This window comes from Thalassospira sp. SM2505 (assembly GCF_054901115.1).
This window is the reverse complement of record NZ_CM142731.1, coordinates 909,195-935,511: the sequence shown is the minus strand read 5'-3', so window position 1 is coordinate 935,511 and position 26,317 is coordinate 909,195. Positions and strand designations below refer to the sequence as shown.

The 26,317-nt window shown below is 53.9% G+C and carries 22 protein-coding genes and 1 tRNA gene; 13 read left to right on the top strand and 10 right to left on the bottom strand.

What is annotated here, in order from left to right:
* Nucleotides 1-23 precede the first annotated feature (23 nt).
* From ACTU44_RS04185 to ACTU44_RS04175, 3 genes are all read left to right on the top strand, one after another.
* Nucleotides 24-2,381, top strand: a complete 2,358-nt coding sequence (locus ACTU44_RS04185) for an ATP-binding protein (protein WP_462096758.1) — start codon at nucleotides 24-26, stop codon at nucleotides 2,379-2,381.
* A 306-nt stretch (nucleotides 2,382-2,687) separates the two neighbouring features.
* Nucleotides 2,688-2,912, top strand: coding sequence for a hypothetical protein (locus ACTU44_RS04180; RefSeq protein WP_336080058.1), 225 nt, complete (start codon nucleotides 2,688-2,690; stop codon nucleotides 2,910-2,912).
* 146 nt (nucleotides 2,913-3,058) lie between these two features.
* Nucleotides 3,059-3,286, top strand: coding sequence for a hypothetical protein (locus ACTU44_RS04175; protein ID WP_114096747.1), 228 nt, complete (start codon nucleotides 3,059-3,061; stop codon nucleotides 3,284-3,286).
* 190 nt (nucleotides 3,287-3,476) lie between these two features.
* On the opposite strand, the gene gltB is transcribed toward ACTU44_RS04175, so the two are convergent.
* Both gltB and ACTU44_RS04165 read right to left on the bottom strand, forming a co-directional pair.
* Entirely contained in the window at nucleotides 3,477-8,042 is a 4,566-nt protein-coding gene (gene gltB / locus ACTU44_RS04170; protein WP_336080057.1) for a glutamate synthase large subunit, read from the bottom strand.
* Nucleotides 8,043-8,071: 29 nt separating this feature from the next.
* On the bottom strand, nucleotides 8,072-9,502 hold the full coding sequence (locus tag ACTU44_RS04165) for an NAD(P)-dependent oxidoreductase (RefSeq protein ID WP_114096745.1): 1,431 nt from the start codon (nucleotides 9,500-9,502) through the stop codon (nucleotides 8,072-8,074).
* A gap of 265 nt (nucleotides 9,503-9,767) precedes the next feature.
* Between ACTU44_RS04165 and ACTU44_RS04160 the strand changes: the two genes are divergently transcribed.
* Entirely contained in the window at nucleotides 9,768-10,598 is an 831-nt protein-coding gene (locus ACTU44_RS04160) for an undecaprenyl-diphosphate phosphatase (protein WP_114096744.1), read from the top strand.
* 41 nt (nucleotides 10,599-10,639) lie between these two features.
* Here ACTU44_RS04160 and ACTU44_RS04155 read toward each other — a convergent pair whose 3' ends face one another.
* From ACTU44_RS04155 to ACTU44_RS04145, 3 genes are all read right to left on the bottom strand, one after another.
* Nucleotides 10,640-10,915, bottom strand: coding sequence for a DUF3572 domain-containing protein (locus ACTU44_RS04155; protein WP_462096757.1), 276 nt, complete (start codon nucleotides 10,913-10,915; stop codon nucleotides 10,640-10,642).
* An 18-nt stretch (nucleotides 10,916-10,933) separates the two neighbouring features.
* Complete coding sequence (locus ACTU44_RS04150; RefSeq protein WP_258548597.1) at nucleotides 10,934-11,320, bottom strand: hypothetical protein; 387 nt, start codon at nucleotides 11,318-11,320, stop codon at nucleotides 10,934-10,936.
* Nucleotides 11,321-11,398: 78 nt separating this feature from the next.
* Nucleotides 11,399-11,575, bottom strand: coding sequence for a hypothetical protein (locus tag ACTU44_RS04145; protein ID WP_462096756.1), 177 nt, complete (start codon nucleotides 11,573-11,575; stop codon nucleotides 11,399-11,401).
* Nucleotides 11,576-11,659: 84 nt separating this feature from the next.
* On the opposite strand from ACTU44_RS04145, the gene ACTU44_RS04140 reads away from it, so the two are divergent.
* Nucleotides 11,660-12,397: a substrate-binding periplasmic protein gene (locus ACTU44_RS04140; protein WP_462096755.1), complete on the top strand. Its 738-nt coding sequence runs from the start codon at nucleotides 11,660-11,662 to the stop codon at nucleotides 12,395-12,397.
* A gap of 275 nt (nucleotides 12,398-12,672) precedes the next feature.
* Here ACTU44_RS04140 and ACTU44_RS04135 read toward each other — a convergent pair.
* Nucleotides 12,673-12,760, bottom strand: a tRNA-Leu gene (locus ACTU44_RS04135).
* Between the two features lie 221 nt (nucleotides 12,761-12,981).
* Between ACTU44_RS04135 and ACTU44_RS04130 the strand changes: the two genes are divergently transcribed.
* From ACTU44_RS04130 to ACTU44_RS04120, 3 genes are all read left to right on the top strand, one after another.
* Nucleotides 12,982-14,382 carry an autotransporter outer membrane beta-barrel domain-containing protein gene (locus ACTU44_RS04130; protein ID WP_462096754.1) on the top strand — a complete coding sequence of 467 codons (1,401 nt, stop codon included), beginning with the start codon at nucleotides 12,982-12,984 and terminating at the stop codon, nucleotides 14,380-14,382.
* A 118-nt stretch (nucleotides 14,383-14,500) separates the two neighbouring features.
* Complete coding sequence (gene bluB / locus ACTU44_RS04125) at nucleotides 14,501-15,187, top strand: 5,6-dimethylbenzimidazole synthase (RefSeq protein ID WP_114096738.1); 687 nt, start codon at nucleotides 14,501-14,503, stop codon at nucleotides 15,185-15,187.
* A 60-nt stretch (nucleotides 15,188-15,247) separates the two neighbouring features.
* Nucleotides 15,248-15,499, top strand: a complete 252-nt coding sequence (locus ACTU44_RS04120; protein ID WP_336080051.1) for a hypothetical protein — start codon at nucleotides 15,248-15,250, stop codon at nucleotides 15,497-15,499.
* Nucleotides 15,500-15,562: 63 nt separating this feature from the next.
* Here ACTU44_RS04120 and ACTU44_RS04115 read toward each other — a convergent pair whose 3' ends face one another.
* From ACTU44_RS04115 to mutT, 3 genes are all read right to left on the bottom strand, one after another.
* Entirely contained in the window at nucleotides 15,563-15,913 is a 351-nt protein-coding gene (locus ACTU44_RS04115) for a hypothetical protein (RefSeq protein WP_336080050.1), read from the bottom strand.
* An 80-nt stretch (nucleotides 15,914-15,993) separates the two neighbouring features.
* A complete protein-coding gene (locus ACTU44_RS04110; RefSeq protein ID WP_462096753.1) occupies nucleotides 15,994-16,767 on the bottom strand; it encodes a competence/damage-inducible protein A in 774 nt (257 codons plus the stop codon).
* A gap of 65 nt (nucleotides 16,768-16,832) precedes the next feature.
* Entirely contained in the window at nucleotides 16,833-17,264 is a 432-nt protein-coding gene (mutT, locus tag ACTU44_RS04105) for an 8-oxo-dGTP diphosphatase MutT (protein ID WP_114096734.1), read from the bottom strand.
* 179 nt (nucleotides 17,265-17,443) lie between these two features.
* On the opposite strand from mutT, the gene ACTU44_RS04100 reads away from it, so the two are divergent.
* A complete protein-coding gene (locus ACTU44_RS04100) occupies nucleotides 17,444-18,355 on the top strand; it encodes an alpha/beta hydrolase (protein WP_462096752.1) in 912 nt (303 codons plus the stop codon).
* Between the two features lie 63 nt (nucleotides 18,356-18,418).
* Here ACTU44_RS04100 and secA read toward each other — a convergent pair whose 3' ends face one another.
* Nucleotides 18,419-21,127 carry a preprotein translocase subunit SecA gene (secA, locus tag ACTU44_RS04095; protein ID WP_114096731.1) on the bottom strand — a complete coding sequence of 903 codons (2,709 nt, stop codon included), beginning with the start codon at nucleotides 21,125-21,127 and terminating at the stop codon, nucleotides 18,419-18,421.
* Nucleotides 21,128-21,461: 334 nt separating this feature from the next.
* On the opposite strand from secA, the gene ACTU44_RS04090 reads away from it, so the two are divergent.
* The 4 genes from ACTU44_RS04090 (at nucleotide 21,462) to argJ (ending at nucleotide 26,290) form a co-directional block, all read left to right on the top strand.
* Nucleotides 21,462-22,568, top strand: a complete 1,107-nt coding sequence (locus tag ACTU44_RS04090) for a hypothetical protein (RefSeq protein WP_462096751.1) — start codon at nucleotides 21,462-21,464, stop codon at nucleotides 22,566-22,568.
* 56 nt (nucleotides 22,569-22,624) lie between these two features.
* Nucleotides 22,625-23,743 carry a hypothetical protein gene (locus ACTU44_RS04085; RefSeq protein ID WP_462096750.1) on the top strand — a complete coding sequence of 373 codons (1,119 nt, stop codon included), beginning with the start codon at nucleotides 22,625-22,627 and terminating at the stop codon, nucleotides 23,741-23,743.
* Nucleotides 23,744-24,004: 261 nt separating this feature from the next.
* A complete protein-coding gene (locus tag ACTU44_RS04080; protein ID WP_336080045.1) occupies nucleotides 24,005-24,883 on the top strand; it encodes a peptidylprolyl isomerase in 879 nt (292 codons plus the stop codon).
* 177 nt (nucleotides 24,884-25,060) lie between these two features.
* Nucleotides 25,061-26,290, top strand: a complete 1,230-nt coding sequence (argJ, locus tag ACTU44_RS04075; RefSeq protein WP_462096749.1) for a bifunctional glutamate N-acetyltransferase/amino-acid acetyltransferase ArgJ — start codon at nucleotides 25,061-25,063, stop codon at nucleotides 26,288-26,290.
* Nucleotides 26,291-26,317: the final 27 nt, after the last annotated feature.

Sequence of the window (26,317 nt, the reverse complement as noted above, 5' to 3'; positions counted from 1 at the left end):
TCGGTCAGGGGAGACGACTACGCGTGAAGAAGCTGTTAGACCGACTGATCGGCAGCCTGGTATTCAAGATCGCACTCGCGATCGTCATCGTGGAAACCATTCTGCTCGGATTGTTCGGTGGCTATTATATCCAGTATTTCGGCGCCGAGATTGATCGCCGCATCGCGGAACAAATCAGTACGCCCGGCCGCCTGATTCAGGATGAACAGCTTAAGGTCTCGATCCTGAGTGATGCCAGTCAGATGAAGCTTCTTCTGGGTGATCACTTGCTGCAGGCCATGGCGGTCGGCTTTGACGGCACGATTTATCATGCCATTGATCCCTTTGTGATTGGCAGTTCCATTTCGACTATTCCGGGATTTCCGGCAGAACAACTGCGCGCCGATATGTCGAAGCCGGCATTGTTCACAACCGATGACAGAGACGGTCACAGCATCGTCTCAATCACACCGCTTTTCAGTCTGAACGCCAATCAGCCCTTTATGTATGTCTATCTCAAGGTCTCGACCAAGGGGCTTGAGGCAAGCCAGCGACAGATGCAATCCGTGCTTCTGATCGGTTCGGCGCTGTGCATTTTGCTGACCTCGGCTTTGATCTTTCTGTTTACGCAACAAACCGTTCTGCGACGTCTGATTACGGCTGCACAATTCGTCAACAAGATCCAGCTGGGTAAGCTGAGCTCACGCCTGACACCGATGGGCCGTGACGAAATCGGTACGCTTGAACGTGGCCTGAATGCCATGGCCGAAAGTCTTGAACGCCGTACCCAGCAACATCAGATTGCACAGGATGCACTGCGCGACAGCGAAGAACGCTTCCGTGACTTCACCCTGTCTTCGGCAGACTGGTATTGGGAAATGGGTGCGGACCTCAAGATCGCATTTGCATCCTACAAGTTTTATCAGCTGATCGAAGAAATCAACGGGTCCCCGCAAGGGCAGTCATTTGACCGGCTTGGCCTGACATCCGAACACCCGGAAGGCTGGCATTACCTGCAACGCAGACTTAATGCCCATATGGCATTCCAGAATGTCGAATTTTCATGGACCTCGCGCAAAGGCGAAAAGCACTATGGACGCATCAACGGCGTTCCGGTCTTTTCGCTTGATGGACGTTTCAATGGCTATCGCGGCACAGGCAGCAACATCACAGCCCAGCATCGCGCGAGTGAAGAACAGCAAGCCCTTCAGCGCCAGCTCGCAACGTCCCAGAAGCTTGAAGCTGTGGGTCAGATGGCTGGCGGGGTTGCCCATGAATTCAACAACTGCCTTGCCGGCATCCTGAGCTTTGCCGAAGTTGCCCGCGCAAAAATCGATGACAAGGAACGGGTGAAAGAATATCTCGATCACGTGATTTCACTGGGCGAACGTGCAACCAGTGTCGCTGATCAGCTTTTGATGTTTTCACGCCGCCGGATTGATCAGCCGACAAATATTCGGGTCCAAAACATCTTCTCGGAAATGGAGAAGTTGCTTCTTACCCTGCTCGAACACCGGATCGAATTGCAGATCTGGACGGACAAACCGGACCTTTATACCCGTGTCGATCCGACTCAGCTTTCTGCCTGTATCCTCAACCTTGCGATCAATGCCCGTGATGCAATGCCAGATGGTGGCACATTGCAGATCTCATCGCGCAGTGTTGATATCCCGCCCTTTGCCGAACGCAATCCCGACGAGGACGAGGACAGCTATCCCGAAGACGTCGCAGGCGAATTTGTTGTCATAACGGTTCAGGATACCGGGACCGGCATTCCCGATGACATTATCGGCAATATCTTTGAGCCCTTCTTCTCGACCAAGGAGCCCGGCAAGGGCACGGGACTTGGGCTTTCGATTGTTCATAGCTGGGTCGAAGAATCCCACGGCTTCATCAATGTCGAAAGCGTCGAGGGCGAAGGTACGACCTTCTCTGTTTATCTGCCACGCTCTGAACCGGGGGTCGAGACAACCCTTCTGGTCGATGATGCTGCCGGTATGCCCGGCAACGGGGAGCGCATCCTGATCGTTGATGACGAACAGGCACTTCGGACAACCGCACGCATCATTCTTGAAGATGCAGGTTTCAGAACTGAAACGGCAAAAAGCACGGAAGAGGCGCTTGAAGTTCTCGGCAAGGCCGAACAGGACGATCCGTTTGACGTTATTCTGACCGATGTTGTCATGTCTGGTCGCTCCGGTCCCCAGCTGATTATGGAAGCCCTGCGCACGAATCCCAGATACAGCGTTGTCTTCATGTCGGGCTATCCCGCACGGTCTCGCAAGGAACTCGACAATCTGCTGGGCAACTACATCTTTATCAAAAAGCCATTCCGCCCGACCCAGTTGCAAAAAGCCATTCATGACGCCATTGCGCTGCGTTCTGAACGCCAGCGTAGCTAGACGTCCAGTCGCCCGGGATATGTTCCGATATCCCGGCATTCGGGATGGCATGCCCGAGTCCACAACCGACAGACACCTGAAGACACCCCGATCATCACCCGAAGGTTAAAAAAATCTTTACGGGGATATTCGATCTAAACACTTGCATTACATACGGTTACAGGTGCCCGGGACAGCCTGCACCTTGGTGCTGTGACAACCGTCACTTTTCCGGACGCAATTAATCCCTACCTTTAGATCAGACAGAATTAATGATGTTCTCTTCGATGGGCGATCTGCCCTTTTGGAAAGGATGACGAGGTCAAGATGATCGGTTCGGTACAAGGTTCAGGGCTCGGCGCAGCCGCACAGGCCGTCAATGATGCCATCACCCCCAATGGCGGAGCCGATCCGTCGTTGCCATTTGCCGCCGCCGAAGGCGCGATCAACAAGGCAACCGGTCTGGCCAAGGTTATCGGTTCCATCGTCACAGAACATCAGCCGCTTCAGACCAGTGGTCATCGCGGCACCAGAGTTAATATCCTAACGTGATTTTTCCCTCTCGTTAGCTTCCTCCAGGGGTGGTCAAAAGCCACCCCTTTTTGTGCCTGCACCTCCTGAGCCCCCAACTCTCGCAAACATGACAAATCCTGTACTGCATGCTAATGTCATGACCGGCTTTAGATTTGGACGGTACAATGGTCGCCAACAGAATTGGTACTGGCTCTTCCCAAACGGGACTTCATGATGCGCGTGCCCGCCCTCAGGGCGCTCCGGGTGTCGGTGGTCGTGTGTCGGCAAATGCAGAACAGCCATCGTCTGAAAGCTTCATCGCATCCCAGCTTGCCCGCCTGCGCAACCTGATCGCCACAGACCAGATTGACCATAATGCGCGGCGTGGCACATATCTGAACATCCTGCTCTAAACTTGCCGGGAAACGCGGCAACCACGTGATCCTTGATGAACAAATTTAAAAGGCGGACCAGATGGCCCGCCTTTTTTGCTGCTCGTATGTCGTAACACCGACAAAGAAAAGTGCCCCGTACCGAAGTACGGGGCCAGTTCAATTGTCCAGGTGTGTTGGACAAGGGAGCTTGCGCAAAAGCGTGATCAGATCACGCAGTTGCCTGGTTTTCGCTCTCGGAGCGAATAGGATGTTCCAGCTTGTCGACGATCTCTTTCGGCACGATCTGCCAGAAATGGCCGCGTTCACGATCCCAGTTATCAAGGATCGTACGTGCATAACCGCTTTCGGTTTCTGCAACATGCTCTTCGATGAGCGAACGGCACTGTTCGTCCCAATACTGGGTTTCAATGCGCTGGTAGAGGATGGAACCATCATTGACGACATCGGCAAAGGTACCATTGACGTCATAGATGAAGGCCATGCCACCGGTCATACCGGCACCAAAGTTTTCACCAACCGAACCCAGGATGACTGCGGTACCACCGGTCATGTATTCACAACCGTTCGAACCACACCCTTCGACCACAACGGTCGCACCGGAGTTACGGACACAGAAACGTTCACCAGCCTGACCCGCAGCAAACAGCTTGCCGGCAGTCGCACCATAAAGAATGGTGTTCCCGATGATGGTGTTTTCGTTGGTCTTGAGCGGGCTGGAAGGACGCGGACGCAGAACAATCGTCCCGCCCGACAGACCCTTGCCAACATAGTCGTTGGCATCGCCCTGAACTTCGATCTTCAGACCCTGAACTGCAAAGGCACCAAGCGACTGACCAGCCGAACCACGCAGACGTACATGCAGATGGCCCGGTTTCAGACCGGTCATGCCGTATTTCTGCGTGATCAGTGACGACATCCGGGTCCCGATCGCACGCTGGGTGTTCTGGATGTTGTACTGAAGCTGCATCTTCTCGCCGTCCTCAAGAAGCGGACGGGCATCCTTGATCATCTGTGCATCAAGGGTATCCGGCACTTCATTGCGACCTTCGATGGTGCAGAAGCGTGCATGATCACCGGCATCTGCCTGTGCAAGCAGCGGGTTGAGGTCAAGGTCAACAAGGTCTTTCGCGCCACGGTGAACCTGCTGAAGCAGGTCCGAGCGACCAATCACGTCTTCAAGCTTGTCATAGCCAAGCTCGGCCAGAACGTCTTTGACTTCCTCGGCCATGAAGGTGAACAGGTTGACCAGCTTGTCTGCCGTACCAACGAACTTGGCACGCAGTGCCGGATCCTGGGTACAGACACCAACCGGACAGGTGTTGGAATGACACTGACGGACCATGATGCAACCAAGTGCGATCAAGGACGCGGTCCCGATACCGAATTCCTCGGCACCAAGCATCGCACCAATCACAACGTCACGACCGGTTTTGAAACCACCGTCAACGCGGAGTTTGACCTTGTCACGCAGGTTGTTGAGCGTCAGGACCTGGTTGACTTCCGACAGGCCCATTTCCCACGGAACGCCTGCATATTTGATCGAGGTCTGCGGACTTGCACCCGTACCACCGTCATAGCCGGAAATCAGGATCACGTCAGCTTTTGCCTTGGCAACACCGGCAGCAATCGTACCAACACCCGAACGCGACACCAGTTTCACGCAAACACGGCAACGCGGGTTGATCTGTTTAAGGTCATAGATCAGCTGTGCGAGATCTTCGATCGAATAGATGTCGTGGTGCGGCGGCGGCGAAATCAGGGTCACACCCGGCGTCGCATGACGCAGCTGTGCGATTTCAACCGTAACCTTGAAGCCCGGAAGCTGACCACCTTCGCCCGGCTTTGCCCCCTGTGCGACCTTGATCTGAATTTCTTCGCAGTTATTCAGATATTCAGCCGTCACACCAAAGCGACCGGACGCAACCTGCTTGATCGAGGAACGCGCATTGTCGCCGTTCGCACGCGGACGGAAACGTTCACGCGATTCACCACCTTCACCGGAGTTCGACTTTGCGCCGATACGGTTCATGGCAATCGCCAGTGCTTCGTGGGCTTCGGTCGAAAGTGCACCATGGGACATGCCCGGGGTCACGAAACGCTTGCGGATTTCGGTAATGCTTTCGACCTTGTCCTGATGAAGCGGATTACGGTCACTGCGGAAATCCAGAAGATCGCGGAGATGCAGCGGTTCACGCGAACGCAGACCTTCCGAGAACTTGCGGAACGTGTTGTAGCTGCCCGTAGTCACAGAGGACTGCAACGTATGGATCAGCGGACCGGTCCAGACGTGGCGCTCGCCACTGCGACGGTATTTGTAAAGGCCACCAACCGGAAGGGTAACGACATTGCCGTTAAACGCTTCCTTGTGCTGGGCAATCGTACGACGCTGGATACCCTGAAGACCGATACCCGAAATACGCGACGGCATGCCCGGGAAGAATTCAGCCACCAGCGAACGCGACAGGCCGATACTTTCAAAGTTATAGCCACCGCGATAGGAACTGATGATCGAGATACCCATCTTTGACATGATCTTGAGAAGACCCGCATCGATTGCGGCCTTGAAGCGCTGCATGACTTCGGCAGTGCTGACCACATTCGGGAACAGACCGCGTGCATAACGGTCAAGCAGACCTTCCTGCGCCAGATAGGCGTTAACCGTCGTCGCGCCGACACCGATCAGAACGGCAAAGTAATGCACGTCCATGCATTCTGCCGAACGAACGTTCAGCGAGATATAGGTGCGCAGCGACGTCTTCACGAGATGGCTGTGAACGCCACCGGTCGCAAGGATCATCGGAATGGCAGCACGCTCTTCGGAAATCGCTTCATCGGTCAGGATGATATGCAGTGCGCCACCACGAACGGCTTCTTCTGCTTCACGCTGGATCCGCGAAATCGCATCACGCAGGGCAGACTGGCCACCGGTAATATCAAAGGTGGTATCAATCTCGACTGCCGTATCACCCATATATCCGCGCATCGCCTCATATTCGGCGTTGGTCAGAACCGGGCTTTCAAGCTGAAGCAGATCGCACTGGCTTTCGTCTTCTTCCAGAACGTTGCCAAGGTTGCCCAGACGGGTTTTCAGGCTCATGACGCGCGCTTCACGAAGGGAATCGATCGGCGGGTTGGTCACCTGCGAGAAGTTCTGGCGGAAGAAGTGATGCAGCCCGCGATAACGATCCGACAGGATCGCAAGCGGAGTGTCATCGCCCATCGAACCGATGGCTTCCTTGCCGTCTTCGCCCATCGGATGAAGGATCAGTTCAAGATCTTCATGGGTCAGACCCATCGCCTTTTGCAAACGCAGCAGACGTTCCTTGTCGATATGGGACGGTTCGGTTTTTTCCGGTGAAATCAGGTCATCAAGCACCTTGGTGCGACCAACCCATTTCGACCAGTCACGGCGATTTGCCAGTTTGTCCTTAAGCTCGCCATCGTGATACAGTTTGCCTTCGGCAAGGTTCACCGCAATCATCTGCCCCGGGCCGAGGCGGCCTTTTTCGACACAGCTTTCTTCGTCGATATGAACCATACCGGCTTCGGAACCCGCAATCAGAAGACCATTGCCGGTAACAGCATAACGCAGCGGACGCAGACCGTTACGGTCCGTACCACCCATAAGCCACTCACCACCATATGCCGCAAGTGCAGCCGGGCCGTCCCACGGCTCCATGACCGCGTTGCAATAGGCATAAAGGTTTTTATAGCTGTCTGGCGTAGATGCCTTTTTCGACCATGCTTCCGGAACCATCATGGTTTTCACCATCGGAAGGTCACGGCCCGCACGGATCATCAGCTCGAACACGGCATCAAGGGCTGCCGAGTCAGACGAACCGGGCTGAATAACCGGTTTCAGGTCATCGATGCTGTCGGCAAACACTTCGTGCGCCATACGTGCTTCGTGACTTTTCATCCAGTTGACGTTACCGCGCAGCGTGTTGATCTCGCCGTTATGGGCAAGAACACGGAACGGCTGTGCCAGCGGCCAGCTCGGGAAAGTGTTGGTCGAATAACGCTGATGATAGACGCAGAAGCTTGAAATAAAGCGTTCGTCACGAAGATCCGGATAGAAGGTATCAACGTCTTCTGCAAGGAACATGCCCTTGTAGATGATCGAACGGCAGGACATCGAACAGATATAGAAGTCCTTGATCGCTTCGGACAGCACGGCCTTTTCGATACGGCGGCGGATCGCATACAGGTCGATCTCGAACTTTTCTTCATCGACGTCATCACGAACACCGATCAGGACCTGTTCGATTTCCGGACGGGTCTGGTTTGCCTTTTCACCGATGACCGACACATCAACCGGGACCTGACGCCAGCCAAGAATGCCGTAACCCTGTTTGAGGATTTCGGTTTCAACGATTGCACGGCAACGTTCCTGGGCCGACATGTCGATACGCGGCAGGAAGACCTGACCAACGGCAATCAGGCTTTCCGGGGCTTCCTGGTTGATCACCTTAAGGTAAGCCTTGAAGAAATCCTGCGGAATCTGAAGATGGATGCCTGCGCCATCGCCGGTCTTGCCATCAGCATCAACAGCACCACGGTGCCAGATTGCCTTCAGGGCTTCGATACCGGCTTCGACGACCTCGCGGCGCGGTTTGCCGTCAATAGCACCGACAAGACCCACACCACAGTTGGCATGTTCTTCGGCCGGGTCATACATGCCACTAGCTTCGAGATGGGCCGCGTTTTTCTCAAAACGGGCGATATCTGCGGCACCGCGGCTCTGAACCATTTTGTCCTGAACGATCTTGTTCATAACTTCTCTCTCCTAATGCGGCAGCGGGCTTAAGCAGCAGCTTCTTTGCGCGCCAGCAAATACTCATCAATCCGGTCAGCCGCATCACGGCCATCGCGGATAGCCCAGACCACAAGCGAAGCACCACGGGCGATATCGCCAGCAGCAAATACGCCATCAAGATTGGTCATCATGGTGCGGAAGTCGATTTTGACTGTCCCCCAACGCGACACACCGAGTTCCGGTGCATCAAACAATGTTGGCAGATCTTCCGGTTCAAAGCCGAGCGCAAGGATGACCATATCGGCATCCATGGTGTAGCTCGAACCTTCGATGATTTCCGGGCTCTGACGGCCACCGGCATCGGGTGCACCAAGACGCATCTTCACTGCGCGAACACCGGTAACGGTATCATCACCGACAAAGGCTTCCGGGTTGGTCAACCAGACAAACTCGACACCTTCTTCCTCGGCATTGGCAACTTCACGCTGGGAACCGGGCATGTTGGCGCGGTCACGGCGATAGAGACATTTAACCGATTTGGCACCTTGACGGATCGCGGTACGAACACAATCCATCGCGGTATCGCCGCCGCCAATCACAACAACATTCTTGTCCTTGGCATTAAGCGTGCCGTCTTCATAAGCCGGAACCGTGTCGCCAAGACCATGACGGTTGGACGTGGTCAGATATTCAAGTGCGGGATAGACATTGCCCAGACCGGCGCCTGGCAGCTTGAGTTCGCGGGCCTTGTAAACACCGGTCGCGATCAGAACGCTGTCATGTTTCTTGCGCAGGTCATCAAGGGTCGCATCACGGCCAACCTCGAATTCGGTGTGCATGATAACACCACCTTCTTCAAGAAGCTTGACCCGGCGTTCAACGACGTCCTTTTCCAGTTTGAAGCCCGGAATACCATAAACCAGCAACCCGCCCATGCGGTCATAGCGATCATAGATATGGACTTCATATCCCTTGAGACGCAGCTGCTCGGCTGCAGCCATGCCACCTGGACCACCACCGATGATGCCGACCGACATACCGTTTTCCTTGGCCGGTTTCGGGGCTTTGACCCAACCGTTCGCAAAGGCGGTATCGGTAATGTATTTCTCGACCGAACCGATCGTCACCGCGCCATGGGTTGACTGCTCAATTACGCAATTGCCTTCACACAGACGATCCTGCGGACAGATGCGGCCCGTAACTTCCGGCATGTTGTTGGTTGCCGACGAGATAGCGTAAGCCTCTTCAAGGCGACCTTCGGTGGTCAGGCGCAACCAGTCAGGGATGTTGTTATAAAGCGGGCAGTGGGCCTGGCAGAACGGCACACCGCATTGGGAACAACGCGACGCCTGATCGGCGGCATTGGTATCCTCGAATGCTTCATAAATTTCGTTGAAGTCTGTCCGACGTTCGGACGCCTCTCTTTTGTGCGGATATTTTTGCTCAAGATGAACAAACTTCAGCATCTTTTCTGTCATGACGGCCCTCTGGAAGGGTTTTATGTTGCGGGTTTCGGACTGTATACGTGCCAAACACGCAAGAATCTAGCACAAAATGCATCATAGGTCAGTTTTACTGACATAAATATCCGTACATTTTTTCGGGTCTTCCAGAATTCGCCACCGGAATGCCCTGAAATAAAGTTTCAATAGTACCGAAATGGTACTATTTATGCATTTCGCCGAATCAGGCTAAACTGCTATAAGCGATCAGTTTTTGAAGCGAACAGGCACAGAGGCCGGCGTGACCCTACAGCACATTATTCTTCTGGCAGTCGTTCAGGGGATCACCGAATTTCTTCCCATCAGCTCATCAGGTCATCTTATTCTGGCACCGGCCCTGACCGGCAGCCCGGATCAGGGTTTGTTGGTAGATGTGGCTGTCCATGTCGGCACCCTGGCAGCCGTTTTGATGTATTTCTGGCGCGATGTCTTTGCCATGCTCGGCGGATTCGTTCGGCTGTTTACCGGGCGGATCAATGCCGGTGCGCGCCTTGCAATCCACATTGTGCTCGCCACCATCCCGGTTGTCGCTGTCGGCTTTTATCTCAAGGTCTCCGGCATCGAGGAACAGTTGCGTTCGGTCGAAATCATTGCCTGGACCACGCTTGGCTTCGGGATTTTGCTCTGGATTGCCGACAAGGTCGGCATGACGATCAATCGTCTTGAACATATGCGCTGGGGCGGTGCGTTATTTATCGGTCTCGCACAGGTTCTTGCGCTGATTCCGGGTACCAGCCGTTCCGGCATCACCATGACAGCCGCACGTTTCATGGGGTATGAGCGCTCAGACGCTGCACAGTTTTCGATGCTGATGTCGATACCTGTGATTTTGGGTGCCGGACTTCTGGCCGGGATTGACCTTCAGCAAGCAGGTAATATCGCCCTCAATGAAGACATCCTTCTGGCCGCCGGTCTTTCGTTCCTGACAGCTCTTATCGCGATTGCCGTTTTGATGAACTGGCTCAAGCGGTCAAGCTTCACACCCTTTGCAATCTACCGCGTCCTGCTTGGGGGCGGTCTGCTGGTCTGGATTTACCTTTATAACGGCGCACCGTTGCCATTCATCGGCTGACGGTAAAATCCGGCATTGTCAGATCATCCCGTCTGGCTTGATCAGTCTTGCCAGACAGGACCACCTGACAGGACGATCTGCGCACGTGCCGGGTCTTCTGGTGCGTAGTCACTATCGTCAACAAAGCGCATCAGGAACGGTTCGTGGGATAACAGGAATTCAAGCGCGCCAAGCTGAACCTCGTTTGAGGCGATACCTGCGCGCAGATCATCAAGCCCCATGCCGGTTTGGGCAACAAGCCCCTGAAGCAGTTCATCATCGCCCGCAATATGGGCAATGGCGCGAATGGCCAGTGTTTCAGCAGCTTCCTTGTTCATTTTGTTCAGGCCCGATAACTATTTAAACCATTTTGCCTTGGCCATTGCCCGCCAGACCACCAGTCCGGCCACAACAATCACGCCAGCAGCAATTCCGCCAAGACCGTTTCCGGCCACCAAAACCAGCCCCCAAAATCCGACCGTGCCAAATCCGATGGCAAGGCTGAGAAATGCTGATTTGGTCAAGGTGTCCTGACTCTTCTGGGCGGCTTCTGCGCGTTTGATTTCATCAACGATTTCATACCAGGCAAGTTGTTGCCAGCGGGAATATTTCAATCCCTTCCGCGGCCCTTTGCGCAGGAATTCGTCGAGCTGCTTGACGATATTGGCAGCACGCTCTTCGGGGGCAACATATTTGCCGATCCGTTCTTTTTTGCGCGGGGCATCGTCTTCATTCTCGATCATATTCACTGCTTCTCTTCCGTCCTGATCTGCGAAACCGCACCATGCCCAAAGGCAAAACCTATCCTTAACCGATTTAAATCAGGTAAACCCCGTTTCCCCTGTGGCGACCGTCACATCGGTCTTCACTTTCGGGCGATAAAAGCAGCGGAAACCATATTGATCGCCGCAGCCCGAAGCTGGCAGCAAATTTCTGCGTATCGATATCCGGATCAACTGACGTGATATCAACAACTTCGCAAACATCGGATCGAACATCCCGCACTTCCGGACAGGCAAACCCTGTAAACAGGCGGGCACCCTTCACACATAAAAGATTACTCATGTAAACTGGACAAACAGATGCTGCGAAAGCTTGTGATTGGCGGATGCCTGCTTGTGATGTTTTCGATCCCGCCCTCAGCCGGATTTACGGCTGGTGATCGCGGTGTGGAAATCGTTGCATCCTGCAGTTCGTGGCCTCCTTATGTTGTGGAAGGCACACGCCCCGGCGGGATTCTGGTCGAATATGTCGAGGATTTGCTGGGTTCGTTCGGTTATAGCCCGAAAATCGAGGTATATCCCTGGAAACGGGCGATTGACGCCGCCCGGAGCGGCAAGGTTGATGTCATATTCTGCGCCGAGGCCGGTCAGGCCAAGAATTATGAACTGGAATATGAATTTCCGATCCTGATCAGCGACACGGTTTTACTTTCTCACCGCGACTACCCGCTTGAAGCCGGTCAGCTTTGGGATCACCGTATCGCGGTTGGCGCAGGGTACTGGTATGGCGACGTATTTGAAAGTCGCCGTCAGGATGTTTACGCCATCGAAGTCGTCGATGATCTGTCGATCCTTCGCATGGTTGCAAACAAACGCGCCGATGGCGGACTGATGGAAAAGGCCGTCGCCGATACGCTCATGCATACCTATCCGGAAATCGGGGAACTGCTTGAAATCAGTTCCCGGCCGGTTGCGACCCAGACCTTTTATTTTGCGATATCACCGGCCACAAAAATAGACACACGTCTCCTGCGTCGCCATCTGGCAATCACGAAACCGCGACCCATCCTGCAACAGATTAAAACAGATACGAATTAGGATCAGGACCATCCGGCTATGCAAGCAGAATGGTTAGGCACATGGCACTCAGGCAACGACCAGTGCAGTAACGGCAATAATGCCAAATGCGATCAGATGGATCATTTTCAATCTCCTGAATTTGCGTAGCGCAAATATCGCCCAAACAGGGCTTTAAGCCCTTCAAAGGACGGCGAGCATCGGGTTTACAACCCAAAACAGGTTATTTGATGGGACAATCAAGTCCGTTTGATGCCCAACAGCCAGTCTTCGCAGTGCTATTTCATTCCGGGAGATGGTGCGGGCGGCCGGACTTGAACCGGCAAAGCCTTTAGGGCCGGCGGATTTTAAGTCCGCTGCGTTTACCAATTTCGCCACGCCCGCAAAGCGTGTCGCATCCGGTTTGCAACCGGTGAAACAGGGTTCTAGCGCGGCTTTTGAAATGGTGCAACATCCTATTACCGCTTTCTCTGACACCCGCCGATTTACCTACGGTGCGCTCTGTTCATGCAAGGAATAGGGCAGGATTGCCCGTCTTGCTCCTTATTCCTTGCACTTTTGCAGCGCATCATGAGTGATCTTCAGTAATCACCGCGCTGCGTTTTATGCACTGGCACCTGAAAACGGCCCTTGCCGCCACGGTATGCATCGCAACGGCAGCCTTGTATCACTACCGTGGTCAGCTTCCCCGATTTGTGACACTGGCTTTTGCCGGTGAAACCGGTGCGCGCCCCGATTCCGTGATCTTGCGCAGTGAAACCCTGAACCGCGCAGACAATCGCCGCCGTCACATGAACCGTCTTTATAACAAGATGGATAATGACCTGTATGAAAGCACGATTTCGCCGCTGCTGTTTGACGATTTTGTCGATCCGGCGGACGAAACTTCGCCCTCTCTTTATCTGGATACAGACGAAAACCCGACAGTCGAAGTGTTTGGGGGGCGCGCGGCACTCAAATCACTTGCAGGTAAAATCGATTTCGACAGCGCAGCGGGAACATTCCCCACCCAGTCACGCACCGTGCGCGTCCCGATCAGCATCTGGGTTGTTGGCAATCACACCGATCTGGAAAACCGCATCACCCGTTCGGGCTACGATCCGGGGCTGAGCGGCGATTCTGTCTCGATTGATAGCGGGGTGGATTATCTCGTCGATGAGGGTCTGGTTGTCGGACTTGGTGTCGGATGGGGAAACACCCTGGGTGAGTCAGGCTCCCGCCAGTTACGCTATCGCGAAAGCAATCTGGCCCTTTCCCCCTATTTCGTGGCCCGCATGACTGACTGGTTGAACCTTAGAGGCAGCTTAAGTTTTGGCAAAAGCATGATCAGCCAATCGGCGATCGAAAGCCCGCCCGTCAATATTCGATATGCCGAAAGTCTCGAAAGCAGCACAATCTCGAACTCGATCGGCTTTGCATCAAAATATGATTTTGGCGGCCTGCCATTTAGTCTGCAGCTTGATGGCGATATGATCACCGCCCATGAATATGTCGAAGCCGCCCGCGCAACAGATGGCAGCATGATCGCTGCGAATACGGCGACCACCCGCTTGTTTGATGCGGCATTGGAAGCGCGCTATCGCTTTGATCTTGGCAATCACAGGATCACCCCCTTTGCCGGGCAGGAAGAAACCATTTCGTTGCTCAATCAGGATTACGGCCGCAGCGGATCAACACGCTATTATGGCGGGTCGGACTATCGATATGATCCCCTGAACCTTGATCTTAGCCTTACCGGCTTTCGCGAGATGGCAACAGATAACCAGCCACTGGAAGGCATTCGGTCCGAACTCGCCCTGACCCGGGATCTGCCGCACAGCTATGTCACGCTTCAACCCTATGTCACAGTTGAAAGCACCAATCTGTATCTTGATACAGGGGGTGGCATCACCCAAAGCTGGCGGGCGATGCCCGGACAGCTCAGCTTTGAGGTCCGCCGCAAATTCACCTACGAAGTCCGCCACAGTGACTATACCGGACTGCTTACCATCGACTTTCCTTTCTAGATCTACTGTTTTCACCGGTATTCTGCGCCAAACCGCATCTTGCTATTGGCGTTCCCCCTTGTCACAGGTAGGGTGCAAACAGAAACACTGATAACGCCATTTCCAGCAGGTTTGCGCCATGAACAAGCCCGATCGCACCAACCAGTCCGTCGCGGATGACAAAACCATTACCCCGCCGGTCTTTGATCGGGATTTCCAGAAACAGTTCATCGACCTTTTGCTGTGGCGGCGCGATGTGCGACGGTTCCGCACCGATCCGATCCCGCAAGACGATATTAATGATCTGATCAAGGAAGCTTGCCTGGCACCATCGGTTGGCAATTGTCAGCCTTGGCGCTTTGTAAAGGTCAACGACCCGGAACGCCGCAAGGCCATTCGCGACAGTTTCGAACGTGCCAATAATGAAGCCTTGAACGATTATCATGGCGAACGCGCCAAGATGTATGCCTCCCTTAAACTGCAGGGCATGGATCAGGCCCCGGTACAGCTTGCCGTCTTTGCCGACGAAGAAACCGAAGCCGGTATGGGGCTTGGCCGCAAGACCATGCCTGAAATGCTTGATTATTCAGCTGTGGCCGCGGTGCAGTTGCTCTGGCTGGCGGCGCGCGTCAAGGGTATCGGGGTTGGCTGGGTTTCCATTCTGGAGCCAGAAGTGGTTGGCAAGACACTTGACGTTCCGCAACACTGGCGTCTGATCGCCTATCTTTGCATCGGCTATCCGGAAGAAGACCACATCGTTCCGGAGCTTGTTCGCGAAGGTTGGCAGGATCGCATTGATCCGGATGCCCTGACCCTTGAACGTTAACTCTGCCAAAGCTCAAACCATCAATACCGAAATCAGAATTCCCAAAACAAGGATATCAGGATGTCTGCCGATAAAGGCCAACCCAATGCCCCCGAACAGCCCGCAAAAAAGGGCCTGTCAAACGGCGTCTATTTCAAGATCATGGGCTACTTGCTGACCGCAGGATGGGTTGGCTTCATTCTGGCGGCATCGGGCGGCGACACCAGTCATCCGCTGTTTGACTATATCTTTGTTGTGCCGCTTGCTGGCTGGATCATCGGCATGATCGTCGCCCGCATCATCGCGAAGAAAACCGGTACAGATCGCCCGTAGAATGCTTTATGTGCCCTATCAAGAATGACAAAAGGCGCCCGTTTGTGGCGCCTTTTAACATGATCAGTCATCGTGTCTTTGATGATTGTGACGCTCGTCGCGGTATCGATCATCATCGGAAAACCCGCCAAGGGTCATAATTCCGATACCCAGACTGATCCCGCCAAAAGTGATGAACAGCCCGAAGAACAGCAGGAATATAAAGATCGGCGCATCACGCGACGACATTGCAAGACTATAGATACCGCCAATATCGAAAAACAGAACCAGCCCGCCAAACACCAGCGCCCCGAACCCGCCATAGGCCGTATGCTCGATCATAAAGCGTACAATTGAGCGGGCTTCGCGTGCGGCCTTGCTGTTGCGTAGATCGTCTTCGGGCCCGTGATCAGGCTCGTTTTGAATTCCAGCCATGTTCTTTCCCTTATCAAGGTCAGAACAATTCTAGACAGACTTCCCCGATGAAACTTTGACCAAACGCAATTGGGCGGCAGTCAATCTGACGATACGTTGACATGCCCGGTATCTTCGATGACGTCGCGACCACTTTCAATGATCACAAGGCGGATGCGCTCGGATGCCTGATTGACGTCGTCGGGATTTTCACCACGCACCACCAGTGTCGTCCCGAGCCTTCCTTCACGCAGGAAAGGATAGGAACCGATATCGGTATGCGGGAAGTCTTCCTGAATCTCGGCCAGAACCTTGGCGATTGTGCCTTCGGGGATATAGCCGCCGACAGAACGCGACACCATCGGCTTGCCACCGATCAGCTGGTGTTTGATCCCCTGGAACATGGCCTGCATGATCATGGGTACACCAGCCATGACATAGACATTTTCCATTCTGAATCCCGGCGCCTTGGAAATCGGGTTTTGCACAAGCTCCGCGCCAACCGGAACATGCGCCATGCGAAGACGCGCCTCGTTGAGGTCCTCGGGCTTTTCATAATGGCTTTTAAGAAGCGCGTGCGCCTCGGCATTCAGTTCGTTTGCCACACCAAAGGCCTTGGCAACACATTCAGACGTAATGTCATCATGGGTCGGGCCAATGCCACCAGTGGTAAAGACATAATCAAACCTGGCCCGGCATTCATTGACGGTTTCAATGATGGTGTCCTCGATGTCAGGAATGACACGGGTTTCGGCCAGACGCACACCGATCTTGTTCAGTTCCTCTGCCAGATAAGGCAGGTTCTTGTCATGGGTACGGCCAGAAAGAATTTCATTGCCGATAATAATCAAACAGGCGCGGACCGGATCAGACATCACTTCCCCACAACTTCAATCTTGTTTTCCGACAACAAACTTTACGTCACCGTATGGCGCAAGGTTCACAGAAAATCGCGTAACATCGCAACCAGCGGCACATCGGCAGGCGGCATTGGATAATCCCCCAGACGCACCGGGCGCACCCACTTCACCTGCTGACCTTCCATCGGCGTGATTTCGCCTTTCCAGACGCGGCACAGATAAAGCGGCATCATCAAATGGAAATCGTCATAGGTAAACGAGGCAAAGGTAAAGGGCGCAAGGCAGCTTTCGGTGATATCAATACCGAGCTCTTCCTTAAGCTCGCGCACAAGAGCCATCTCCGGGGTTTCACCCGGCTCGACCTTGCCACCCGGAAATTCCCACAGGCCCGCCATGGACTTGCCTTCCGGGCGCTGCGCAATCAGCACACGATGATCAATATCGACCAGCGCAACCGCACTGACGAACACTGTTTTTTCGGGTGTTTTACCCTGGCGCAAGTCAACCGACATGCAGCCTTTATCTGGTTGTTGTATTGTCATGGCACTGTTGTATCGCGGGCTTTGGTCTTCGCCAAGTATAGAAAAAGTCGCACCGCGAACTTTGATAAAAAGCAAAAAACGTCAAACTGTTATCTTTCAGCTACCGTACAAGAGTTACACGCTTGCCCTCCCATCAAACAGGTATCTGAATGTCTCCATCCGTCCCTGCCAGCAAACCGCGCAAACCTGCTCCGCGCCGGATTCTGGGATTTGCCGCCAATTCCATTGTCGCCGTTCTGTTGCTGGCGGGCTGTGACAAGCTGGGTGCCTATAACAAATGGCAGGCAGGTGACTTTGCCCCCGACATTGCTGATCTGGCTTATGGTTCCGGGGACCGTCAGGTGCTTGATCTTTACCTGCCTGCGACGACAACAGGCCCGGCACCACTTGTGATCTGGTTTTATGGCGGGTCGTGGGATTCAGGCGACAAGGCGAAATATGCCTTCATCGCCAAACGCTTCACCGATCTGGGATATGCGGTTGCCATTCCCGACTATCGATTGGTTCCCGATGTGCATTTCCCCGCCTTTGTCGAGGATGCAGCCGCCGCCATCGCCTTCATGAAAAACCATGCCGTTTCCCACCCGGAACGGTTGCAAGATCGCCCCGTCATCCTCGCAGGCCATTCTGCCGGTGCATATAATGCCGTTCAGGTGGTTGCAGATCCCACCTATCTTGAAAATGTCGGGCTTGATGAAAACCATATTGCCGGGGTCATCGGTCTGTCTGGACCTTATGACTTTTATCCCTATGACGTTGAAGCAACGCAAAAGGCCTTTGGCCAAACGCCTGCCACTGTCAGTCAGCCCGTCGAGATGAACCTTGCAAAAATGCCGCCGCTATTGCTGATCACCGGCAATCGCGATCATACGGTGCTTCCGCGCAACTCGCGCAAACTGGCAGAACTTGCCCCCGACGCCAAGCTGGTTGAAATCGACGAAACCGGTCATGCCGGCACACTGATCGCACTGGGATTTTATCTGACAACCAATGTCTCGGTTCTTGATCCGGTCGAACAGTTCCTTGCCGATCACCTGCCGACATCAAAACCGCTGCCGTAGGTCAGAAATAAAAAGCGCGCATCCTCGGGGATGCGCGCTTTTTATCTAATTTGCCTAACGGGTTCAGGCGAGCTGACCGTGGCAATGCTTGTATTTCTTGCCAGAACCACACGGGCACGCCTGATTGCGTGCAACGCGGCCCCAGGTTGAAGGATCGTTCGGATTTACAGTGCCCGATGCCTGACGCGACTGAACTGTCGCATTTTCGCCGTCCTGTGCGTCGCCTTCAAGCTCGTCTCGGTTTTCATGCATTTCCGGCTGCGGGCGACGGGCTTCAAGGTCTTCGGGACGTGGTGTCGACTGCAATTCAACATGCGACAACATCTGGGTCACACGTTCACGCAGATTTGCCAGCATACCCTCAAACATGTTGAAGGCTTCACGCTTGAACTCGTTAAGCGGATCACGCTGGCCATAGGCACGAAGACCGATGCCCTGACGCAGATGATCAAGTGCCAGAAGGTGTTCTTTCCACGACTGATCAAGAAGCTGAAGCACAAGGCTTTTTTCAACCTGGCGCATGATATCAGCACCATAATTGGCAACCTTGGCCGCCATCTTTTCGGAAGCAGCACGCTCAAGACGTTCACGCATCACTTCCTGATCGATGCCCTCTTCCTTGACCCATTCGGCAATCGGAAGATTAACACCAAGAAGACGCGTAGTTTCTTCGTGCAGGCTCGCGACTTCCCACTGTTCCGGGTAAACTTTTGCCGGGCAGAATTTTTCGACCAGTCCCTCGATAACTTCGGCACGCATGTCTGCAACGTCTTCGGCAACATGTTTGGCCTGCATAAGATCGCGGCGCTGTTCATAAACGACCTTACGCTGATCATTCATGACATCGTCAAATTTAAGGACATTCTTACGAATATCGAAGTTACGTGCTTCGACTTTCTGCTGGGCTTTCTCAAGCGCCTTGTTGATCCAGGGATGGTAAATCGCTTCACCTTCCTTGAGACCAAGTTTCTGAAGCATGCCATCCATACGCTCGGACCCGAAGATACGCATCAGGTCATCTTCAAGCGACAGATAGAATTTCGAACCACCCGGGTCCCCCTGACGACCGGAACGGCCGCGCAGCTGGTTATCCACTCGGCGGGATTCATGGCGCTCGGTCCCGATCACAAACAGACCACCTGCCGCCAGAACCTTTTCCTGATCGGCTTTGACTTCGGCCTTGATCTTTTCAATCGCCGCAGAACGCTTGGCTTCGTCGGTGACATCCGCCAGCTCGTTCTCGACGCGCATTTCAACGTTACCGCCAAGTTTGATGTCGGTACCACGACCAGCCATATTGGTGGCAATCGTGATCGCACCGGGTGCACCGGCCTGCGCAACGATCAGGGCTTCGCGTTCATGCTGCTTGGCATTGAGAACTTCGTGCGGAATTTTCTTCTTTTTCAGAAGATCGGATAGAATTTCCGATTTCTCGATCGACACAGTACCGACAAGGGCTGGTTGACCGCGTTCATGGCAATCAGCGAGCTGTTCGGAGATCGCAATCCACTTTTCTTTGGCCGTCCGGTAAATCTCGTCATCGGCATCTTTACGGGCAATCGGGCGATGAGTCGGAATTTCAACAACTTTCAGGTTGTAGATTTCCTCAAATTCCTCGGCCTCGGTCATTGCCGTACCGGTCATCCCGGCAAGGGTCGGATACAGGCGGAAATAGTTCTGGAACGTAATCGACGCCAGCGTCTGGTTCTCGTTCTGGATCTTGACCTTTTCCTTGGCTTCCAGTGCCTGATGCAGGCCATCGGAATAACGGCGGCCTTCCATCATACGACCGGTAAATTCGTCAATGATGACAACCTTGTCGTCCTTGACGATATAGTCGGTATCTTTCTGGAACAGCTTGTGGGCACGAAGCGCCTGATTGACGTGATGGACAAGGTGAACGTTGGCAACATCATAAAGTGTGCCTTCGGTCAGAATACCCATTTCCATCAAAAGCTGTTCGGCGTGCTCTGTCCCGTCTTCGGTCAGGGTCACGGCACGTGCTTTTTCGTCTTTTTCAAAATCTTCTGCGGTCAGTCTCGGGATCAGAACATCAATCGCACGATACAGTTCCGAGCTGTCTTCGGCCGGGCCGGAAATGATCAGCGGGGTACGTGCTTCGTCAATCAGGATCGAGTCGACTTCATCGACGATCGCAAAATTGAACGGACGCTGAACCATATCTTCAAGGCGGAACTTCATGTTATCGCGCAGATAATCAAAGCCCAGCTCGTTATTGGTCGCATAGGTAATGTCGCATGCATAGGCCGCACGGCGCTGATCATCGGTCATGCCATGCATGATCACGCCAACACTCAACCCAAGGAAGCCATAGACCTCGCCCATCCATTCCGCATCACGGCGGGCCAGATAGTCGTTGACCGTCACCACATGAACGCCCTTGCCTTCAAGCGCATTCAAATAAACCGGCAAGGTTGAAACAAGAGTTTTACCTTCACCGGTTTTCATTTCGGCAATTTTGCCCAGACACAGCACCATCCCGCCAAGAAGCTGTACGTCATAATGACGTTCACCGCGAACGCGCTTGGATGCCTCGCGGATGGTGGCAAAAGTGTCGGGCAGGATGTCGTTCAAAGTCTCGCCATTCTTGAGACGTTCGCGCAGCCAGTCCGTGCGGGCGCGCAGTTCATCATCAGACAGCTTCTCGACATCGGGTTCCAGGGCATTGATTTGCTCGACCGTGGCCCGCAGGGCTTTGACTTCACGATCGTTAGCTGAACCGAAAATTTTCCGGGCAATGGCGCCGAGCATTAATACGTTCCTGAACAAATGAATAAAGACACGAATGAGCAGCGGCAGAAAGCCGAGCCCGATCACAGATAGAACCCTGTCTGCCATCTGTCAACGGAACGAACCAATATCACTAATGTTGGGCCGGAAATTACAGTCCCACGGTAATGAATTCGCCCGATGATGTAACCTGCCCCTTGCGAATACCGCGCTCCCTGCACCTTCTGGCTTGAGAAACGCACAAAAAAAACGTACTATTTTCGCTGTGATTTTAAACTTCAAAGAGCATGTAGCTCAGTTTTGGCAATCAGGAGTGACCTGATCACCCTGCCAAAGACATCCTCAGGAGGAGGAAATGGTAGATTTCTCCGCGCTTAATCCGTTTCGACAGGGCCAATCGGCCCTTGGCGACGCGCGTCAGGCTCATGGCAAAGCCGCCCCGGCAACCGGTCAGGATTCAGCGCCGACCAATGGTGATGCGCGTACGCGCATTGATCCGGTCGCCCTTTCCGACGATGCACTGGCCGCACATAACAACAGCCAGCAACTGACACCTGCCAGCGGCAAGGCGCTTTCGGGTAAAGCACTGACAACCGAAGAGCTGTTTGAACGTGCTCTTGATGTGTCGCTTGAAATGATCCGCGGCAGCGTGCAGGAAATGTTTGCCCTTTCCGGCATGAGCGAAGAAGACGCAATTGCTGCGACTGATGCCATGTTTGATGGCATTCGGAACGCCGCCAAGGGTCAGGACCAGTTCGAGTTTTCCTTTGACCAGGCCATTGCAAGCCATAGCAAAACCGCCATCTCCTATGCCGGTGCAAATGGTGCGGCAGTGGGCGTTTCTGAATCGGCCATGATGGCGGTTCAGTCACTTGATATCAGCATTGATAATGAAACCGGCGAATTCTCGTTCAATTATCAGGCCGCCAAGATCGAAGTGGTTCGCACCGAAGCCGTCGCAATTGGCAACAGCATGGGTGCCGCCCTTGGCGCACTGGGTGCGGTCATGGATGGACTGGGTGGCGGATCGCTTGTCGATATGCTTGGCAACCCGGCCAATGCCGAGAATGGCGGCCTTCTGTTTGATATCAACGACAACGGAGTCGCCGAGTTCATTCGCGAATTGATGAACGCAACCACTGGCGCGAATGATCAGGAAAACGACGGCACGACCCCGTCAGCCAATCCGTCGACAGGTCAGTCGATTGCCGCCGAACGGATGGCAGCACTTAATGCCCAGATCACCGAACAGTTTATGGAACAGGCAACCCTGATCGTTCGCAGCATCAGTCAGGCCACCCCGGATGAGGGCGCTAGCAACAATCAGCTGAAGCTGACCGTCGACATGATCATGCCGATGGGCCTGTTTGGTCAGGGTGGCAATAACGCGACCTTCACTTTCCCGACAGGTGAAACCGTGCCGGTGGTTGATCCGTCACAGGAACAGGATGTTCTGATTTAATAGCAACGGGATGTCAGGATCTGGCATCCCGCAGCCCTTCAGGAAGGAGGCGCTGAATGTTTGACCACGCACCCCTTACAAATCCGACTGCACATCAAAATGCAGCAACAATAGCCACGTCTCAGGCCGCGGCCCAAAGTGCCGTGTCAGACGCAATGTCGGCTGACAATCGAGCGACAGATAACACCAACCTTTCCAGCCAGCGCTCCATTGTCGATCAGATTGACCTTAGCATCGAGGCCAACCGTCGCCTTGAACAAGCCCTTGGCGCATTCCAGCGACCGGTGTTCGAGATCCAGACCAGCGCCCTTGATATCGTCAATGCCATCAAACCGGCAATGGACGAGGCCCAAACGCGAATGAACCGCGAAGCCTTTATTGTGCTTGCCATGATGGGAGCTCCACCCGCCAAGGCCCGTGCAATGGCGAATGCCATGACTGGCGGCGCGCCAGAGGACATGGCCGTTATAAGCGGCAATGGATCACGCGGTTCGGTCCAGGAACTGGCTCTGAATATCACCAAGGGTGCTGCACAGATCAATTTTGGCGCGTTATCTGTGTCATCTCGCAGTATCGAAATAGATATCAGCGCCTTCGAAGCAAAATTTTCCAAGGTTGCCGGTCAGGCCAGTATCTCGATCTCGGAATTCGAAGCTCATATCGAAATGGTCCGTATTGAAATTGCCCAGGCATTTCAAAAGGACCCGCTGATCCTTGATCTCGATGGCAACGGCATCGACATCACAAGCCTTCAGGACGGACAGCAATTTGACATTGATGGAGACGGCACGGCTGAACAAACCGCATGGATACGCGGTGCTGATGCGCTTCTTGCCCTTGATCGCAATGGTGATGGCAAAATCAATGATGGCCGTGAACTGTTTGGTGACCAGAATGGTGCCAAGGACGGATTTGCCGAGCTTGCGAAATACGATGACAATCTTGATGGTCTGATCGATCAGCAGGACAGCGTATTTTCGTCGCTTGTTCTGCTCCGTGCTGATGGAAGTCAGCAAAAACTGTCCGATGCGGGAATCAGGTCCATATCGCTTTCCATGATCACGCCGCTTGATCAGCGCCTGATTGGCGGCGATCTGGTCGCAGGCTCGCAGTTTGAACGTGATGACGGATCAGTCGGGCAGGTTGGCGAAGTCTTCTTTGACGTAAAAATCTGAACCATTCCGATCAAACTTCATAAATCGGTTACAGCACCGCAACGGCGAGATCCGGGCCGGGAAGAATGCCGCAAAGCAGGCTGTTCGCGACGGCTTGCTATATTTCTGCATTTGAATGTTAGGCTTTCACATTTTAGACAGAATGCTTTGCGAAAAAGCCCGACTTCCACGGCGAAGCCTTGTGTATCACCCACTTATGTGATTTACCCGTGGAGAGAGGCACTGGGCGAGAAGCCCGCGAAATCAAAGTCTGGAGAAACTATGCTGCGCAATACCCTTCTTGCCGCGTCGCTGGCATCCGTCATTTTTGCTTCCCCTGTCATGGCACAGGACGCTGCACCGAAAGAAGATCCGGTTCTGGCGACAGTTAATGGCGAAGAAATCCTGGAATCTGAAGTCCGCGCGACCCAACAGGGCCTGCCGCAACAGTATCGCCAGCTTCCTTTCGAGATGCTCAAAGCTGATCTGTTAACCCGCGAAATCAACCAGCGCCTGCTGATGATTGCAGGCAGTGATGCCGGTCTTGCCGATGACGCAGAAGTCAAGGAACGCGTCGAAGCACTTGAGCGCCGTGTGATTGCAGAAACCTATCTTGATCGCGCACTTGATGATGCCGTCACCGAAGACGCCATCAAAGCAAAGTATGACGAATTCACCGCAAGCAACACGCCGGAACCGCAGGTTCATGCGCGCCACATCCTGCTTGAGAACGAAGAAGACGCCAAAGCAATCATCGCTGAACTTGACGATGGTGCAGACTTCGCCGAACTCGCCAAGGAAAAATCGACAGGCCCGTCCGGCCCGAACGGTGGCGACCTTGGTTTCTTCAACCGCGCTGACATGGTTGAACCGTTTGCCGATGCTGCATTCTCGATGGAAGCAGGCACCTATTCCAAGGAACCGGTTCAGACCCAGTTCGGCTGGCATGTGATCAAGGTTGAAGAGAAAAAAGAAGGCACCCAGCCGACGCTTGACGAAGTACGTCCGCAGCTGACCGCCGAAGTTACCCGTGATGCCATCAACAAGATCGTTGACGGCCTTCGTGAAGATGCCGACATCGTCAACAATGTCGAAATCGAAGCGGCCAAAGCAGCAGAAGAAGCTGCAAAGAATGCTCCGGCTGAAGAAAAGAAGAACTGATCAGTTCGGTTTGACATCGACTGATCTGCAATTCACATGAACCAAACGGGGTGTGGCCAATGGCTTCACCCCGTTTGCGTTACCGATACTGATCGGCATTAATGCATTCTGCTGCTTGCTTTTCGTCACCATTGCGGCAGGATGAAACAAACTCGTCCATTTAAGGAACTTGCACTGATGGTTGCGACTTCGCTTTCACCGCTTGCCCCCGCAGCATTCCACGAACTTCCCGCCATTGCCGGTGTCAAATTGCACACTGCAACACTTGGCATTCGTTACAAGGGCCGCCCGGATGTTCTGTTCGCAGAACTTGAAACCGGCACCCAGGTTGCAGGTGTTTTCACCACATCGACCACCGCATCTGCGGCTGTGCGATGGGGACGTGAAGCACTTAAGGGCGGAACCGCGCGTGCATTCTTTGTCAATGCGGGCAACTCGGTCGCCTTTACTGGCAAGGCAGGCGAAAAGTTCGTCGCTGACAAGGTTGAATGTGCATCCAGGGCGCTTGATTGTGCAAAGAACGAAATCTTTACCGCATCGACCGGTGTGATTGGTGAACCGACGACAGCCACCCGCATTACCGATGCGATGGATGATCTTCTGGCAAATGATGCAAGCTGGCTTGATGCGGCCAAGGCGATCATGACCACTGACACCTTCCCCAAAGGTGCGTCTGCAACCGCAATGATCAATGGCACCAAAGTCACCATCGCCGGTATTGCCAAGGGTTCGGGCATGATTGAACCGAACATGGCGACCATGCTGAGCTTTGTTTTCACCGATGCCGCCCTGCCGCACGGCGTTCTTCAGGAGCTGCTGTCTGATTGCAATAATCGCAGCTTCAACGCAATCACGGTTGATAGCGACACCTCGACCTCGGACACCCTGTTGCTTGCTGCAACCGGCAAGGCGGGGAACGGGTCGGTATCTGATGCAAATGATCCGGCAATTGTCGAATTCAAGAACGCGCTTGAAGGTGTGTTGCGCGACCTTGCCCATCAGATCGTTCGGGATGGTGAAGGCGCGACCAAATTCATCACCGTCAATGTCACCGGTGCCGTAAACGAAAAAGAAGCCAAGATTGCCGCCAAGGCGATTGCCAACTCGCCGCTGGTCAAAACAGCCATCGCGGGTGAAGACGCCAACTGGGGTCGTATCGTTATGGCCGTTGGCAAATGCGGCGTAACGGCCGACCCGAACAAGCTGACCATTTCGATCGGTGGCATTGCACTTGCCAAAAATGGTGAACGCGTTGCCGATTATGACGAAGGCCCGGTCGAAGCCCATATCAAAGGCCAGTATATCGATATCGAAGCTGATCTTGGCTTTGGCGATGGTGCGGCCACTGTATGGACCTGTGATTTGACCCATGGCTATATTTCGATCAACGCGGATTACCGCAGCTGATCAAAGGAAGTCCGGAACAGAAACCAG

What these genes read in the sequence shown, in the direction of transcription:
- ACTU44_RS04180 (WP_336080058.1), top strand. Translation starts at nt 2,688, where the DNA reads ATGATCGGTTCGGTACAAGGTTCAGGGCTCGGCGCAGCCGCACAGGCC.
- ACTU44_RS04175 (WP_114096747.1), top strand. Translation starts at nt 3,059, where the DNA reads ATGGTCGCCAACAGAATTGGTACTGGCTCTTCCCAAACGGGACTTCAT.
- gltB (WP_336080057.1), bottom strand. Translation starts at nt 8,042, where the DNA reads ATGAACAAGATCGTTCAGGACAAAATGGTTCAGAGCCGCGGTGCCGCA.
- ACTU44_RS04165 (WP_114096745.1), bottom strand. Translation starts at nt 9,502, where the DNA reads ATGACAGAAAAGATGCTGAAGTTTGTTCATCTTGAGCAAAAATATCCG.
- ACTU44_RS04155 (WP_462096757.1), bottom strand. Translation starts at nt 10,915, where the DNA reads ATGAACAAGGAAGCTGCTGAAACACTGGCCATTCGCGCCATTGCCCAT.
- ACTU44_RS04150 (WP_258548597.1), bottom strand. Translation starts at nt 11,320, where the DNA reads ATGATCGAGAATGAAGACGATGCCCCGCGCAAAAAAGAACGGATCGGC.
- ACTU44_RS04145 (WP_462096756.1), bottom strand. Translation starts at nt 11,575, where the DNA reads ATGTTCGATCCGATGTTTGCGAAGTTGTTGATATCACGTCAGTTGATC.
- ACTU44_RS04140 (WP_462096755.1), top strand. Translation starts at nt 11,660, where the DNA reads ATGCTGCGAAAGCTTGTGATTGGCGGATGCCTGCTTGTGATGTTTTCG.
- ACTU44_RS04130 (WP_462096754.1), top strand. Translation starts at nt 12,982, where the DNA reads ATGCACTGGCACCTGAAAACGGCCCTTGCCGCCACGGTATGCATCGCA.
- bluB (WP_114096738.1), top strand. Translation starts at nt 14,501, where the DNA reads ATGAACAAGCCCGATCGCACCAACCAGTCCGTCGCGGATGACAAAACC.
- ACTU44_RS04120 (WP_336080051.1), top strand. Translation starts at nt 15,248, where the DNA reads ATGTCTGCCGATAAAGGCCAACCCAATGCCCCCGAACAGCCCGCAAAA.
- ACTU44_RS04115 (WP_336080050.1), bottom strand. Translation starts at nt 15,913, where the DNA reads ATGGCTGGAATTCAAAACGAGCCTGATCACGGGCCCGAAGACGATCTA.
- ACTU44_RS04110 (WP_462096753.1), bottom strand. Translation starts at nt 16,767, where the DNA reads ATGTCTGATCCGGTCCGCGCCTGTTTGATTATTATCGGCAATGAAATT.
- mutT (WP_114096734.1), bottom strand. Translation starts at nt 17,264, where the DNA reads ATGTCGGTTGACTTGCGCCAGGGTAAAACACCCGAAAAAACAGTGTTC.
- ACTU44_RS04100 (WP_462096752.1), top strand. Translation starts at nt 17,444, where the DNA reads ATGTCTCCATCCGTCCCTGCCAGCAAACCGCGCAAACCTGCTCCGCGC.
- secA (WP_114096731.1), bottom strand. Translation starts at nt 21,127, where the DNA reads ATGCTCGGCGCCATTGCCCGGAAAATTTTCGGTTCAGCTAACGATCGT.
- ACTU44_RS04090 (WP_462096751.1), top strand. Translation starts at nt 21,462, where the DNA reads ATGGTAGATTTCTCCGCGCTTAATCCGTTTCGACAGGGCCAATCGGCC.
- ACTU44_RS04085 (WP_462096750.1), top strand. Translation starts at nt 22,625, where the DNA reads ATGTTTGACCACGCACCCCTTACAAATCCGACTGCACATCAAAATGCA.
- ACTU44_RS04080 (WP_336080045.1), top strand. Translation starts at nt 24,005, where the DNA reads ATGCTGCGCAATACCCTTCTTGCCGCGTCGCTGGCATCCGTCATTTTT.
- argJ (WP_462096749.1), top strand. Translation starts at nt 25,061, where the DNA reads ATGGTTGCGACTTCGCTTTCACCGCTTGCCCCCGCAGCATTCCACGAA.